Source organism: Variovorax sp. DXTD-1 (genome assembly GCF_003984625.1).
Taxonomy (GTDB): domain Bacteria; phylum Pseudomonadota; class Gammaproteobacteria; order Burkholderiales; family Burkholderiaceae_C; genus Variovorax.
This window is the reverse complement of the sequence record NZ_RWKH01000010.1, coordinates 98862-112882: the sequence shown is the minus strand read 5'-3', so window position 1 is coordinate 112882 and position 14021 is coordinate 98862. Positions and strand designations below refer to the sequence as shown.

The following is a 14021-nucleotide window of genomic DNA, read 5'->3' as shown; positions in this document are numbered from 1 at the left end:
CCGCAGATAAACTGCGCAACGGAGCATCCTCACTCGGCATAGCGCTGCTTGCGGAGCGCGTCTGTGAAAGCGACTACGGCCGATCGTCGACTACCGCAGTTTCCAAGAGAGAGATATCGTGAGGGTCCAACCGGCCGTGGCTCAGCTTGACTACCATGTTGCATTCCTTCGCGATTAGCGCGGGCGAGTGGGAGGCAAGCACCAGAATGCCCGACTTCGAGACCACGTCCCGCATTCGCTTCTCGGCCTTTTCGGTGAATTCGGCGTCACCGACGGAGAGCCATTCGTCCATGAGAAGGATGTCCGCTTCCACGCTGGTAGAGATCGAAAAAGCAAGCCGCATCATCATGCCGGTCGAATAAGTGCGGACCGGCATGTTGACATACTGCCCAAGTCCGCTGAACTCGCAGATTTCAGGCGTCAGTCGGTCGATTTCCTTCTTGCTCAGCCCCATGACCAGGCCGCGCAGCATGATGTTCTCGACGCCCGTTGCATCGGGCTCGATGCCAAGGGATGGGTCGATCAGGCTCGATACGGTGCCTTCGCGCCGAAACTCGCCGGCGGACGGCTCGTAGACGCCCGCCAACGTGCGTAGCAGGGTAGATTTGCCCGCGCCGTTGTGCCCGATCAGCCCCAGCCGGTCGCCGCTTTTCAACTCGAGATTGATGTCGCTCAGCGCTTGAACGACGGTGACGCCGGTTTCCTTTCCAAACCTGCCACCGGTAACGGATGCCGCCAATGTCTTTTTCAAGGACGCAGCCCCGGCACCGTAGATGGGGAAATTGACAGCAACGTTTTTAAGTGAAATGGAAGCCATGTATCAGAGCCAGTAGACGACACGTCGACGGTATTTCGAGAACAGGAGCATGGAGGCGACGAGCGTCAAAGCAGTCCACCCCAGAATGCCCAGCCAGCTGTGGGAGGTGGCGACTCCTCCCATCAAGGGAGTCCGCAGCAAGTCGAGCATCTGGGCAAACGGATTCCAGAGGATGTACTTGGCGCGGTCGGGCAGACTCTCAGGGAGCCAGAACACAGGCGTCAGAAACATCAGCATCTGCATCACGCTGCTGACGATCTGCGTCACGTCCCGGAATCGGGTGCAGACGAGGCCGAGCAGCAGTCCAAGTGCATGGGCATTGATGATGGCGATGGCCATTGCTGGAATGATCAGCAGCGCAGACGCTGAAAGAGAGATTCCCGCCCAAAGCGCCACTGGAACGTAGAGGACGATCTGGTGTGCAAATTGAATCAGATTTCTGGCGATGCTTCGCCAGACGAACAAGCTGATTGGAAAATAGCCCTGCTTGAGGTAATTGGAAGAGCCCACAAAGGCATTGCACGACTCCGTCACCACGCTGGAGAAAAAGCCCCAGAAGATGATTCCCAGCGCAAGGTGGGGAAAGAACTTGGAGAGTTCTGTACCAAACAGCGAGCTATAAAGGGGCCCCATGCCGCCGATCATCGCCCCCATGCTCAGCGTGAGCCATAGAGGGCCGAGCATCGAGCGGCGGTAGCGCAGCACAATGTCGAACCACGCAAGCGTCCACCAGATGTCTGTGCGGCGGGTGCCTTCCCACCAATCAGCCCAGGCATTTCGATGTAAATTGGAGTGAATTTGGCTCATACGCTTCCGAAAGTGTCTGCCAGGCCGGCGATATAGTCGCCACCGAGATATTCGTCACACTGGATTGCGATGAGCACCAGTTTTTCGTTGCCGATGTTGGTCAAGCTTTATTTCTCTTCAATGGGTATGGCGCAATATTGCCAGACGCAGCTTTATTCCCTGGCACCGTCGGTTTGCAAAGGCGCCGCACGCGCCAACAGTCCAGTGCTCTGCGCTGGGCCGCCAGTGGTGATCGAGCGATTTTACGGGTAGCTCTTGTGTGCTTCTTGGCATGGCAGCTGCAAGTCCCGCCACTTGCCTCGAAGAGTTCCGAAGATAATCGTCCGCCGCCCGCGTGCCTGGTGGGGTGATTCCCTCCCTAGCCTCGCTTACCTGTTCCAGTATTCCTCACAAGCCCGACTCCGTTTCTTCGGGCACGCAATATGAAATCTCTTGATCGGCTCGGTCTTGGCTTGGACGCACTTTGGCGAGGTTCAGGGTGGTGAGGCGCATGCAGCGGGCCTGGAAGTTGTTCCAGAAGTCGGGTTGGCGCGGTATTCGATGGGAGTTGCGCCGGCGCCTTGGTGGCTACAACGATTATTCCAAGTGGGTACGGCGCTACGACACGCTCACGCCTGAACTACGCGAAAAGATCGCGCAGCGCGTGGCGGCGATGAAAGACCGCCCACTGATCTCCGTGCTGATGCCGACCTACAACCCCAACCCGGCGTGGCTTCGCGAAGCCATCGAGTCGGTTCGTGGGCAGCTCTACCCGCATTGGGAGCTGTGCATTGCCGACGACGCTTCGCCTTCGGCGGAGGTGCGCGAGGTCCTCAAGTCGTACAGCGAAACAGATCCCCGCATCAAGGTGGTGTTCCGGTCTGAAAACGGCCATATCTCTGCGGCTTCGAACAGCGCGCTGGAACTGGCCGTCGGACCTTGGGTGGCGCTCATGGACCACGACGACCTGCTGCCGGCCCATGCATTGTTCTGGGTGGCCGATTGCATTGCCGAGCACCCTGGCGTGCAGCTGATCTACTCGGACGAAGACAAGGTCGACGAAGGTGGTCATCGCTTCGGGCCGTATTTCAAGTCGGACTGGAACGTCGATCTCTTTCGCTCGCAGAACATGTTCAGCCACCTCGGCGTGCTGTCCACCGAGCTCATGCGCTCGGTTGGCGATTTTCGCGCGGGGCTCGAAGGTTCGCAGGACTGGGACCTGGTGCTGCGCTGCATGGAGCGCGTGGAGCCGGAACAGATTCAACACATCCCCCGCGTGCTTTATCACTGGCGCGTGCATGCCGAAAGTACGGCCCGTTCGATGACGGCCAAGCCCTATGCGGCTATTGCGGGCGAGCGGGCGCTGAACGAACATTTTGTGCGCACGGGAGTGCGCGCCACGGCCGAACATCTGGATTTCGGCTACCGGGTGCATTACGCCTTGCCCGATGTCTTGCCCCTGGTTTCGTTGATCATTCCCACGCGCAACGCGCTGCCTCGAGTGCGCCAGTGCGTCGGCTCCATCTTGCAGAAGACAAGCTACTCGCGCTACGAGATCATCATTGTCGACAACGGTTCTGACGACCCCGCGACACTGGCCTGGTTGAAGGCCGTTGCTGCGGACCACCCGAACATTCGTGTGTCGCGCGACGAGCGGAGTTCCAGTTATTCAGCGCTGAACAACGGTGCGGCAGCCATCGCGCAAGGCGATGTGATCGCATTGCTCAACCACGACGCCGAAGTCATTTCACCCGACTGGCTGGGCGAGATGGTGAGCCTCGCACTGCAGCCCGGCGTCGGCGCTGTCGGCGCCAGGCTCTGGTACCCCGATAAGACGCTTCAGCATGCGGGGCTGATTCTTGACACGAGGGACATCGCAACCCATCCGCATCGCGGAATGCCCGCGGGAAGGCCCGGCTACGGCGGGCGCGCTGCGCTGATCCAATCGTTCTCGGCCGTCTCGGCCGAGTGTCTGGTGATCCAGAAAAGCCACTATGAACAGGTTGGCGGGTTCGATGAGGTGCATCCGAAGGAGTTTTTCAGCGACGTCGACTTCTGCCTCCGCTTGCGCGCTTCGGGCTTGCGAAACCTGTGGACACCCCATGCGGAGCTGTTCCTGCACGAATCCGCTATGCAGTCCAAGAATGCCTCCCAGCAGAGAAAGGACCAGTTCCAGGAAGATGCCGCCTACATGCAGCAACGCTGGGGCGAGTTGCTAAAGAATGACCCCGCCTACAGCCCGAACCTGATGCTCGCCCGCGAAGACTTCAGCTACGCCTGGCCGCCACGCCTGGCACCGGTTTGACGATGCTGGGAATTTCGGTCGCGCTTTGCACGCGCAATGGCGCGCGCTTCGTGGCGGCGCAGGTGCGCAGCATCTGTGCGCAGGACAGGCTGCCGAGCCAGATCGTGCTTTCCGACGACGGCTCGACGGACGAAACCATCGCTACCGTGCGCAACACGTTGGCAGCCTGCGGCGTTGCCGAGCGTGTCGAACTCGTCGTCCTTCAGAATTCGCCGGCACTGGGCGTGACGCGCAATTTCGAGCAGGCGGTGCGGGCATGCGCCCACGAACTGATCGCGCTCAGCGACCAGGACGACGTGTGGCACCCCGGCCGGCTGGCCCGCATGGCGGCCCGCTTCGAAGCCGCACCCGAACTGCTGCTGCTGCACACCGATGCCCGCCTGGTCGACGCCGAGCTCATGCCGCTCGGCACTTCGCTTTTTCACGCATTGGAAGTGTGCCCTGCTGAATTGGCGGCCATTGCCGATGGAAATGCCTTCGATGTGCTGCTGCGGCGCAATCTGGTGACCGGCGCCACCGCCATGTTCCGCAAGTCGCTGCTAGCACCTGCGCTGCCGTTTCCCGAAGGCTGGGTGCACGACGAGTGGCTCGGCGCGGTGGCCGCGGCCACGGGCCGTGTCGATGTGCTGGCGGAGCCGCTCATCGACTACCGGCAGCATGCAAGCAACCAGATCGGCGCACGTCGGCCGACGCTCTCCGAAAAGATCGGCAAGGCTTTCGTAGAGCGCGGCGACAAGCATTGGGCGCGCCTGCGCAGGGCGGAAGCGCTGCTGGAGCGGTTGAACTCTCTCGGCGCGAAGGTGCAAACCAAGTACATCGAGGCCCAGCGTGCCAAGGTGGCGCACCAGCGCTTCAGGGCCGAGTTGCCTCGCTCAAGAATCGCGCGCCTCGGTCCGGTAGTGCTGGAGGCCGCTCGCGGGCGCTATGACCGCTTCGGGCGCGGCTGGCACGCGGTGGCGCAGGACCTGCTCGAGCGCGGGTAGCTCGGCTAGAGGGACCTTGCTTAGCGGATGCCCGCCTTGAGCCGCCTGTACCGCCAGAAGGCACCCGAAGTCCACACCTTCAACAAGCTGGTCACGTGCCAGTACAGGTGCTTTTTGCTGCTGCGGCTGGCACGCTGGGCCTCGTGGCGCGCCAGCAGGTCTTCTCCCACCTGCAGCTTCCAGCCCGCCAGTTGGGTCCGGGCGCAGATGTCGAAGTCTTCGCCGTACATGAAGAAGCGCTCGTCGAAGCCGCCGATCTGGCGGTAGGCGCTGCTTCGAAACAGCATGAACAGGCCCGGGATCCAGGCTGGTACCGCCGGGCGCTCATAGCTTGGCCTCCGGCGGGTCACGATTTCGAGCGGCGTGATGATCTCGCGATGCTGCTCAGGGGTGTTCTTGCCCGGCTCCAGGATGCGCGGCGTCAGCAGGCCGGCATCGGGTGCTGCCTGTGCAATCAGCGGCGCCAGCACGTCGCCGTCGAAGCGGATGTCCGGGTTGAGCACCAGGAACCATGGCGTTTCGCAGTGCTGGAACGCGTGGTTGTGGTTGGCGCCAAAGCCCTTGGGCTGGGCGTTTTTGATGCGCTCGACCGGAAAGCCCCATTCCTGGCCCGCCAGCACGTCGTCGGGTTCGGGGATATTCAGCGTGAGCACGACCTTGGCGGTCGATGCACCGCTGAAGCGGTCCAGCTGCTCGAGCAGCGGCCTTATCAGCGTGAGCTGACCGTGGCTGACGATCGAAACGGTGATGGGGGGAAAGGAGGGGGAGGGCGCTGGCATGGTCTAATTTCGCTCGGGAATTCTAGAGTTCCCCAACACCCACACATGATTGCTCTGATCGTCATCAGTTTTTTTGCCTCTGCCTTCGCGGTGCAGCTGTTCATGCGCCGGGCGCGCCGGCATGCGCGGCTCTACGGCACCGACATGCCCCAGCGCTTCCACAAGGGCCACGTGCCCCGGCTCGGCGGCGCCGGCATCATGTTCGGCATGGGGGTGGCCTGGCTGGCGGCCGGCATCACCGGAACCGATCCGTTCAACGTGTCGTGGCCGGTCAAGACGTCGATGCTCACGCTGCTGTGCATTGCACCGGCCGTCATCGCCGGCATCGTCGAGGACGTGACGCAGAACGTGAGGGTGCGCTACCGGTTGGGGCTCACCATCGGCTCCGCCTTGCTGGCCTGCTGGATGCTCGGGCTCAGCCTGTCGCGCACCGGCATCGAGGCTGTCGACGGCTGGTTGGCGCTGGTTCCCTATGGCGCCGTGCTATTCGCGGCGCTGGCCATCGGCGGGCTGCCGCATGCCTTCAACATCATCGACGGCTACAACGGGCTCGCGGGTACCGTGGCCGTGCTGGTCTGCCTTGCTATTTCGCACGTGGCGCTGCAGGTGGGCGACCGCCAACTCGCGGCGATGATGGTTTGCCTGGTGGGCGCCACCGTCGGCTTTTTGATCTGGAACTACCCGCGCGGCAAGATCTTTGCCGGCGACGGCGGCGCCTATGTGTGGGGCATGGTGATTGCCGTGGCCTGCGTCACGCTCGTCCAGAGGCACCGTGTCGTCTCGCCGTGGTTCCCGATGCTGCTGCTGATCTACCCGGTCTGGGAAACGCTGTTTTCCATCTACCGCAAGCTCGCGCGCGGACAGTCGCCCGGCACGGCCGATGCGCTGCACTTCCACCAACTTATTTTTCGCCGCATCGTGCGGGTGGCGTTCGCGGACGACGAGGCCCGGCAACTGCTCGCCCGCAACAATAGAACGTCTCCCTATCTTTGGATGTTCGCTGCCCTCTCGGTGGTGCCGGCCGTGCTGTTCTGGAACAACACCATCGTGCTGATGCTCTTTTGCCTGCTGTTCGTCACGACTTATGTGGGTGCGTACCTGATGATCGTGCGATTCAAGGTGCCGCGCTGGCTGCGCCCGTGACGGCCTCGTTGTTGCGACAATTTCCCCTATTCATCGTCCTCCTCACCGTATTGGAGCCTGCCCGCCCATGACCGATCCTGTCCTCAACATTCCCCCGCGCGACAAGGCCGAGATATTGGCCCAGGCGCTGCCATACATCCGCAAGTTCCACGGCAAGACCATCGTCATCAAGTACGGCGGCAATGCCATGACCGATCCGGCCCTGCAGGCCGACTTTGCGGAAGACGTGGTGCTGCTCAAGCTGGTCGGCATGAACCCGGTGGTGGTGCACGGCGGCGGCCCGCAGATCGAGGCGGCGCTCAACCGCCTGGGCAAGAAGGGCAGCTTCATTCAGGGCATGCGCGTGACCGACGCAGAGACCATGGAAGTGGTCGAATGGGTGCTGGCCGGCGAAGTGCAGCAGGACATCGTGGGCCTCATCAACCAGGCCGGCGGCAAGGCCGTGGGACTGACGGGCCGCGACGGCGGCATGATCCGCGCGCAAAAGCTCAAGATGGCCGATCGCACCGACCCCAACCTGCATCACGACGTGGGCCAGGTCGGCGACATCGTCTCGATCGACCCCAGCGTGGTGAAGGCGCTGCAGGACGACGCGTTCATTCCGGTGGTCAGCCCCATCGGCTTCGGCGAGGAGAACGAGAGCTACAACATCAATGCCGACGTCGTCGCCGGCAAGCTCGCCACCGTGCTCAAGGCCGAGAAGCTCATGCTCCTGACCAACACGCCCGGCGTGCTCGACAAGGACGGCAAGCTGCTCACCAACCTGAGCGCACGCGAAATCGATGACCTGTTTGCGGACGGCACTATCTCGGGCGGCATGCTGCCCAAGATCGAAGGCGCGCTCGACGCGGCCAAGAGCGGCGTGAATGCGGTGCACATCATCGATGGGCGCGTGCCGCACGCCATGCTGCTCGAGATCCTGACCGACCAGGCCTACGGCACGATGATTCGCGCGCGCTGAACCAGCCGGTATAGGTCCGCCTCAGCCCTCGTACCCGTTCGGATTGCCCTGCTGCCAGCGCCAGCTGTCCGCGCACATCTGGTCGAGTCCGCGATGCGCTCGCCAGCCCAGCGTGGCCTGCGCGAGCGAGGGGTCGCCCCAGTACGCCGGCACATCGCCAGCCCGTCGCGGACCGACCTCGCAAGGGATCGATCGCCCGCTTGCGCGTTCGAATGCATGCACGACCTCCAGCACTGAAGCGCCGTGGCCAGTGCCGAGGTTCAGCGTGACGAGGCCTGGACTGGCCTCCGCATGCCGCAGGGCCGCGACGTGCCCCTCGGCCAGGTCCATCACGTGCACGTAGTCGCGCACGCCGGTGCCGTCGGGCGTGGGATAGTCGTTGCCGTGGATGACGAGCTTGTCCCTCTGCCCCACGGCCACTTGGCACACGAAGGGCATCAGGTTGTTCGGCTTGCCTTGCGGGTGTTCTCCGATGAGCCCGCTTTCATGCGCGCCGACCGGGTTGAAGTAGCGCAGCAGCGCAATGCGCCATTCCGGCTCGGCGCGCTGCAGGTCGCCAAGCGCTTCTTCGACCATGTACTTCGAGCGGCCATAGGGGCTGGCCGGCCTGCGGGGCGCATCTTCCGGAATGGGTGAATGGTCGGGTTCGCCGTATACCGTGGCGGACGACGAAAAGATCAAGGTCCGCACGCCCGCCTGCTGCATGGCCGAAGCCAGCACGAAGCTTCCGTGCACGTTGTTGTCGTAGTAGGCGAGAGGGTCGGCCACCGAGTCGCCGACCGCCTTGAGGCCTGCAAAGTGGATCACGGCCGAAAAGCGTTCGCTGCCCAGCATGCGGTCGAGCAGGGCCCTGTCGCGCACATCGCCTTCGATCAGCCGCGGCGCGCTGCCCGTGATCTGGCGCAGGCGTTCCAGCACTCTCACATCGCTATTCCCCAGGTTGTCCAGGATCACCGGCACATAGCCGGCCGCGGCCAACGCCACGCAGGTGTGGCTGCCAATAAAACCAGCTCCTCCGGTCACCAGTACGCTGTGGGCCATGAAAAACTCTTTGCTTTGTTGAGGAAGTTGATTCTGTACGAGCTTCCCCGCCCCGTTTGCGCGCGCTCACTGCGCGGCCCTGTGCGAGAATCAATTGATTACATCTTTGCACGCGCTCCCATGCAGAACGAAGAGACAAGCTATCCCGACGTAGAAACTCCGACAGAGCCGCTGGCAGCCGCCGCCCCCGTGCGGAAGCGCCCCAAGCCCGGGGAGAGGCGCGTGCAGATTTTGCAGGCGCTGGCCGCCATGCTGGAACAGCCCGGCGCCGAACGGGTAACAACCGCGGCGCTGGCAGCCCGGCTGGACGTGAGCGAGGCCGCGCTTTATCGCCACTTCGCGAGCAAGGCCCAGATGTTCGAAGGTCTCATCGACTTCATCGAGCAGAGTGTCTTCACCCTGGTCAACCAGATCCTCGAGCGCGAAGGTGCCACCGGTGCGCAGCAGGCCGCAAGAATCCTCACGCTGCTGGTGCAGTTTGCCGAGCGCAACCCGGGCATGACGCGCGTCATGGTGGGCGACGCACTGGTGTTCGAGAACGAGCGGCTCCAGCAGCGCATGAACCAGTTCTTCGACAAGATCGAAGCCACGCTGCGCCAGGTGCTGCGCGGCACCGCTGCGGCCGATGGCTCTGCAACGCCCACGGTCGACGCACAGGTGCGCGCCGCCGCACTCACGGCCTTCGTGGTCGGGCAACTGCAGCGCTTCACGCGCTCGGGCTTCCGCCGCGCGCCTTCGGAACATCTCGAAGCCACGATCGCATTGATCGTCTAGCGGCAGCGCCAGCGCGCCGCCGGTCGCGGGGAGATCGCCTCCTGGCATCGCCTCCTATCGAGGCGATAGTTGAATATGACGCGACGCCGTCATATTCATTGACAAAATACATGGGCTCCACAACACACGAGGAAAGCCCATCAATGACCGACTCCCGCAAGCTCACCACCGAAAACGGCGCGCCCGTCGAGAACAACCAGCAATCGCAGACGGCTGGCGTCAACGGCCCTGTGCTGATGCAGGACCACAACCTCATTGAGAAGCTTGCGCGCTTCGACCGTGAGCGCATTCCGGAGCGTGTGGTGCATGCGCGTGGCTCGGGCGCCTTCGGCACCTTCGAAGTGACGGCCGACGTGTCGAAATGGACCAAGACCAGGTTCCTCGGCCAAGTCGGCAAGAAGACCGAAGTGCTGGCCCGTTTCTCGACCGTGGCGCTCGAGCTCGGCTCGGCCGACACCGTGCGCGATCCGCGCGGCTTTGCGCTCAAGTTCTACACCGAAGAAGGCAACTACGACCTCGTGGGCAACAGCACGCCGGTCTTCTTCATTCGCGACCCGCTCAAGTTTCCCGACTTCATCCACTCGCAGAAGCGCGACCCCTACAGCCACGTGCAGGAGCCCAACAACGCCTGGGACTTCTTCTCGCATTCGCCCGAAGCCACCCACCAGTTCACCTGGCTCTTCGGCGACCGCGGCATTCCGAAGAGCTACCGCCACATGGACGGCTTCGGCTCGCACACCTTCCAGTGGGTGAACGCCAAGGGCGAAGCCTTCTGGGTCAAGTACCACTTCAAGACCAACCAGGGCATCGAGACCTTCGTGGCCGAAGAGGCGCAGCGCGTGGGCGGCGAAAACCCCAACCACCACCACCTCGACCTGCTGCACTCCATCGAGCGCGGCGAGTTCCCGAGCTGGAAGGTGCAGGTGCAGATCATGCCGGTGGCCGAAGCGCAGACCTACCGCTTCAACCCCTTCGACCTGACCAAGGTCTGGTCGCACAAGGACTATCCGAAGATCGACATCGGCATCCTCACGCTCAACCGCAACCCCGACAACTACTTTGCCGAGATCGAGCAGGCCGCGTTCAACCCGGCCAACTTCGTGCCCGGCATCGGCCCGTCGCCCGACAAGATGCTGCAAGGCCGCCTGTTCAGCTACGGCGACACGCAGCGCTACCGCCTGGGCATCAACCACACGCAGCTGCCGGTGAACCGGCCGCACGCCACCACGGCGCAGAACTACGGCCGCGACGGCGCCATGCGCGGCGACGGCAACGGCGGCCGCGGCCCCAACTACGAGCCCAACAGCTTCAGCAACGCGCCCAAGCAGACCAACGAGCCGGTGTATGCGCCGCTCGAGATCCACGGCTGGACCGGCAGCCACCAGTGGCAGAAGCACCCCGAAGACAACGACTTCGTGCAGGCGGGCGACCTCTATAGCCTGATGGACGAAGCCGCCAAGGAGCGGCTGGTGAACAGCATCGCGGGCGGGCTGGGCGCCGTGACGCGGCAGGACATCATCGACCGCTCGATCAGCTACTTCCGCCAGGCCGATGCCGACTACGGTGCGCGGCTCGAGAAAGCCGTCAAGGCCGTGCAGGCGAAGATCAAGGGCGAGGAAGTCAGCGTCCAGGTCGGCAAGCCGGCGCACGACAGCAGCAACAGCTGAGCGTGTCGATGTCAGGCCGCGACTGCGACGCCTACCTTCGAACCGGCCGCGACGATTTCTCCCCACGTCGCATCGTCCAGCCAGATGCCGCTGCGCTCGCGCGCCACGCGTGCGGCACGCTCGGGTTCGCCTGCGATCTGCACCTGGTCGAAGCCTGCGCCTGGCGGGCTCTGGCGCAGCCAGTCGACGAACGCCGTCGCTTCCTGCGCGAAGCTTTCCTGCGTTCCCAGCTTCGCGGGATCGATCAGGATGGTCAGCATGCCATTGAGCACTGTGCGCGCGGTATCGGCCGGGCGGTGCCAGGTGCCGCCGCCGGTGAGCGCGCCGCCCAGCAGCTCGCAAGCCATCGCCATGCCGTAGCCCTTGTGCTCGCCGAAGGTCAAGAGCGCGCCGAAGAGCCCGTTCGATTGCGGCACCACCACCACGCCCGGGTCATTGGTCGGCGCGCCGCGCTCGTCGATCAGGTAGCCGTCGGGCACCTGCTCGCCCTTGTTGTGCGCAACGCGCATCTTTCCCTGTGCCACGCGGCTGGTCGCAAAGTCGAGCAGGAAGGGCTCGGCCCCCGCCAGCGGAATGCCGATGCAGCACGGGTTGGTGCCAAAGCGCCCGTCGCCGCCGCCCCACGGCGCCACCACGGGCCGCGAGAGCACGTTGACGAAGTGCATCGACACCAGGCCTTCGGCCGTTGCCATTTCGGCGAAGTGCCCGATGCGGCCCAGGTGGTGCGCATTCGCGAGCGTGAAGATGCAGCTGCCGTGCTGCTTCGCACGCGCGATGCCGATTTCCATCGCCTGCACGCCGACGATCTGCCCGTAGCCATGCTGGCCGTCGAGCGCGAGCATCGTGCCGATGTCGGCGTTGACCTTGACCGACGCGTTGGGCACGAGCCCGCCTTCGGCCACCGCATCCACATAGCGCGGCAGCATGCCCACGCCATGCGAATCATGGCCGCTCAGGTTGGCGAGCACCAGGTTGGCCGCCACCTGTTCGGCTTCGGCCGGTGTGCTGCCGGCAGCAGTCAGGATTTGCGCGCATTGCGATCGCAACGTAGCGGCGGGAAGGGTCTTGGGCATCAGTTGACTCCATGGGTTTGATCAAGGGCCGCGCAGCAAGGCCCGTTCGTGAAACACCGCGGAACCGGCTTTGCCGGGCCGCTGGTGTTGCCCCCGGTAGGGGGAGGGAGAAGCGACACGAAGTGCGCGTAGCCTGGGGGCGAGCTACATCACTGCGCCGACTTGCCACGGCACGAATTCGTTCTGCCCGTAGCCATGCTTTTCGCTTTTCGACGGTTCGCCGGACGCGGTGGCGAGCACCAACTCGAAGATGCGCTGGCCCATCTCCTGGATCGACGACGTTCCATCCACGATCTCGCCGCAGTTGATGTCCATGTCCTCTTCCTGCCGCTGCCACAGCGCCGAGTTGGTCGCGAGCTTGAGCGAAGGAGAGGGCGCGCAGCCATACGCCGAGCCGCGCCCCGTTGTGAAGCAGATGATGTTGGCGCCGCCCGCCACCTGCCCGGTGGCGCTCACGGGGTCGTAGCCCGGCGTGTCCATGTAGACGAAGCCGTGCGACGTCACTGGCTCGGCGTATTCGTACACCGCCTCCAGGTTGCTGGTGCCACCCTTGGCCACCGCGCCGAGCGACTTCTCGAGGATCGTCGTGAGGCCGCCCGCCTTGTTGCCCGGCGAGGGGTTGTTGTTCATCTCGCCTTCGTTGATCTCGGTGTAGTGCTCCCACCACTTGATGCGGTCCACCAGCTTCTGGCCGACCTCGCGCCGCACCGCGCGGCGCGTGAGCAGATGCTCGGCGCCATAGACCTCGGGCGTTTCGCTGAGGATGGCCGTGCCGCCATGCGCGACCAGCAGGTCGACCGCCGCACCCAGCGCCGGGTTGGCGCTGATGCCCGAATACCCGTCCGAGCCGCCGCACTGCAGGCCGATGGTGATGTGCGCCGCGCTGCAGGGCTCCCGCTTCACCGCATTGGCGCGCGGCAGCATCTCGTTGATGAGCGCGATGCCTTTCTCGACCGTCTTGCGCGTGCCGCCGGTGTCCTGGATGTTGAAGGTGCGGAAGTTCTCGCCCTCGGCCAGGTGGCCCGTTGCAAGCCACGCGTTGATCTGGTTCGCCTCGCAGCCCAGGCCCACCACCAGCACGCCCGCAAAGTTGGGGTGGGTGGCATAGCCGGTGAGCGTGCGCTCCAGGATCTGCATGCCCATGCCCTGCGTGTCCATGCCGCAACCCGTGCCGTGCGTGAGCGCCACGATGCCGTCGACGTTCGGGTAATCCGCCAGCGCAGCCGGATTGGTCTTGCGCGAAAAGTGGTCGGCAATGGCGCGCGCCGCGGTGGCCGAGCAGTTCACGCTCGTCAGCACGCCGATGTAGTTGCGCGTGGCCACGCGGCCGTCCGCCCGCTTGATGCCCATGAAGGTGGCCTCGCGCTTTGCAGGTGCCGGCTTCACGTCAGCGCCGAAGGCGTAGTCGCGTTCGAAGTCGCCCTTGTCCGGGCCCATGTCGAGGTTGTGCGTGTGCACATGCTCGCCGGCCGCAATGGGCTTGCTCGCAAAGCCGATGATCTGGTTGTAGCGGCGCACCGGCTCACCCGCGGCAATGGCGTGCGTGGCCACCTTGTGGCCGGCGGGAATGAGGCCGCGCACGGCAAAGTCTTCGACCTTGGCGCCGCCGACCAGCTGGCTGCGCGCGATCACGACATCGTCGGCCGGATGCAGGCGAATGAAGGGATTCATCGTGGAACTCGTGTTGTGTGT

12 protein-coding genes are annotated in these 14021 nt (G+C 64.0%); 6 read left to right on the top strand and 6 right to left on the bottom strand.

Annotation, left to right across the window (positions count from 1 at the left end):
* Positions 1–73 precede the first annotated feature (73 nt).
* Both EJI00_RS11655 and EJI00_RS11650 read right to left on the bottom strand, forming a co-directional pair.
* Entirely contained in the window at positions 74–817 is a 744-nt protein-coding gene (locus tag EJI00_RS11655) for an ABC transporter ATP-binding protein (protein WP_126747626.1), read from the bottom strand.
* A 3-nt stretch (positions 818–820) separates the two neighbouring features.
* Positions 821–1624 carry an ABC transporter permease gene (locus EJI00_RS11650; RefSeq protein ID WP_126747625.1) on the bottom strand — a complete coding sequence of 268 codons (804 nt, stop codon included), beginning with the start codon at positions 1622–1624 and terminating at the stop codon, positions 821–823.
* Positions 1625–2114: 490 nt separating this feature from the next.
* Here EJI00_RS11650 and EJI00_RS11645 point away from each other — a divergent pair, with 490 nt between their 5' ends.
* The gene (locus EJI00_RS11645; RefSeq protein WP_260590685.1) at positions 2115–3908 is read left to right on the top strand and encodes a glycosyltransferase family 2 protein; all 1794 of its coding nucleotides are present in this window, start codon (positions 2115–2117) and stop codon (positions 3906–3908) included.
* A 2-nt stretch (positions 3909–3910) separates the two neighbouring features.
* Positions 3911–4891, top strand: coding sequence for a glycosyltransferase family 2 protein (locus EJI00_RS11640; protein ID WP_126747624.1), 981 nt, complete (start codon positions 3911–3913; stop codon positions 4889–4891).
* 20 nt (positions 4892–4911) lie between these two features.
* Here the strand turns inward: EJI00_RS11640 and EJI00_RS11635 are convergent, their stop codons facing one another.
* The gene (locus tag EJI00_RS11635; RefSeq protein WP_126747622.1) at positions 4912–5670 is read right to left on the bottom strand and encodes a glycosyltransferase family 2 protein; all 759 of its coding nucleotides are present in this window, start codon (positions 5668–5670) and stop codon (positions 4912–4914) included.
* 45 nt (positions 5671–5715) lie between these two features.
* Between EJI00_RS11635 and EJI00_RS11630 the strand changes: the two genes are divergently transcribed.
* Together EJI00_RS11630 and argB are read left to right on the top strand one after the other, a co-directional pair.
* Positions 5716–6813, top strand: coding sequence for a glycosyltransferase family 4 protein (locus tag EJI00_RS11630; RefSeq protein WP_126747620.1), 1098 nt, complete (start codon positions 5716–5718; stop codon positions 6811–6813).
* A gap of 67 nt (positions 6814–6880) precedes the next feature.
* On the top strand, positions 6881–7774 hold the full coding sequence (gene argB / locus EJI00_RS11625) for an acetylglutamate kinase (protein WP_093021615.1): 894 nt from the start codon (positions 6881–6883) through the stop codon (positions 7772–7774).
* A gap of 21 nt (positions 7775–7795) precedes the next feature.
* Here the strand turns inward: argB and galE are convergent, their stop codons facing one another.
* Positions 7796–8815 carry a UDP-glucose 4-epimerase GalE gene (gene galE, locus EJI00_RS11620; RefSeq protein ID WP_126747618.1) on the bottom strand — a complete coding sequence of 340 codons (1020 nt, stop codon included), beginning with the start codon at positions 8813–8815 and terminating at the stop codon, positions 7796–7798.
* A 120-nt stretch (positions 8816–8935) separates the two neighbouring features.
* Here galE and slmA point away from each other — a divergent pair, with 120 nt between their 5' ends.
* Positions 8936–9589: a nucleoid occlusion factor SlmA gene (gene slmA / locus EJI00_RS11615; protein WP_126747617.1), complete on the top strand. Its 654-nt coding sequence runs from the start codon at positions 8936–8938 to the stop codon at positions 9587–9589.
* A gap of 143 nt (positions 9590–9732) precedes the next feature.
* Positions 9733–11256, top strand: coding sequence for a catalase (locus EJI00_RS11610; RefSeq protein WP_126747615.1), 1524 nt, complete (start codon positions 9733–9735; stop codon positions 11254–11256).
* An 11-nt stretch (positions 11257–11267) separates the two neighbouring features.
* Here EJI00_RS11610 and EJI00_RS11605 read toward each other — a convergent pair whose 3' ends face one another.
* The gene (locus tag EJI00_RS11605; protein WP_126747614.1) at positions 11268–12329 is read right to left on the bottom strand and encodes a malate/lactate/ureidoglycolate dehydrogenase; all 1062 of its coding nucleotides are present in this window, start codon (positions 12327–12329) and stop codon (positions 11268–11270) included.
* 144 nt (positions 12330–12473) lie between these two features.
* Positions 12474–14000 (bottom strand): UxaA family hydrolase, encoded by a 1527-nt coding sequence (locus EJI00_RS11600; protein WP_126747612.1) that lies wholly within the window; start codon positions 13998–14000, stop codon positions 12474–12476.
* Positions 14001–14021 lie beyond the last annotated feature (21 nt).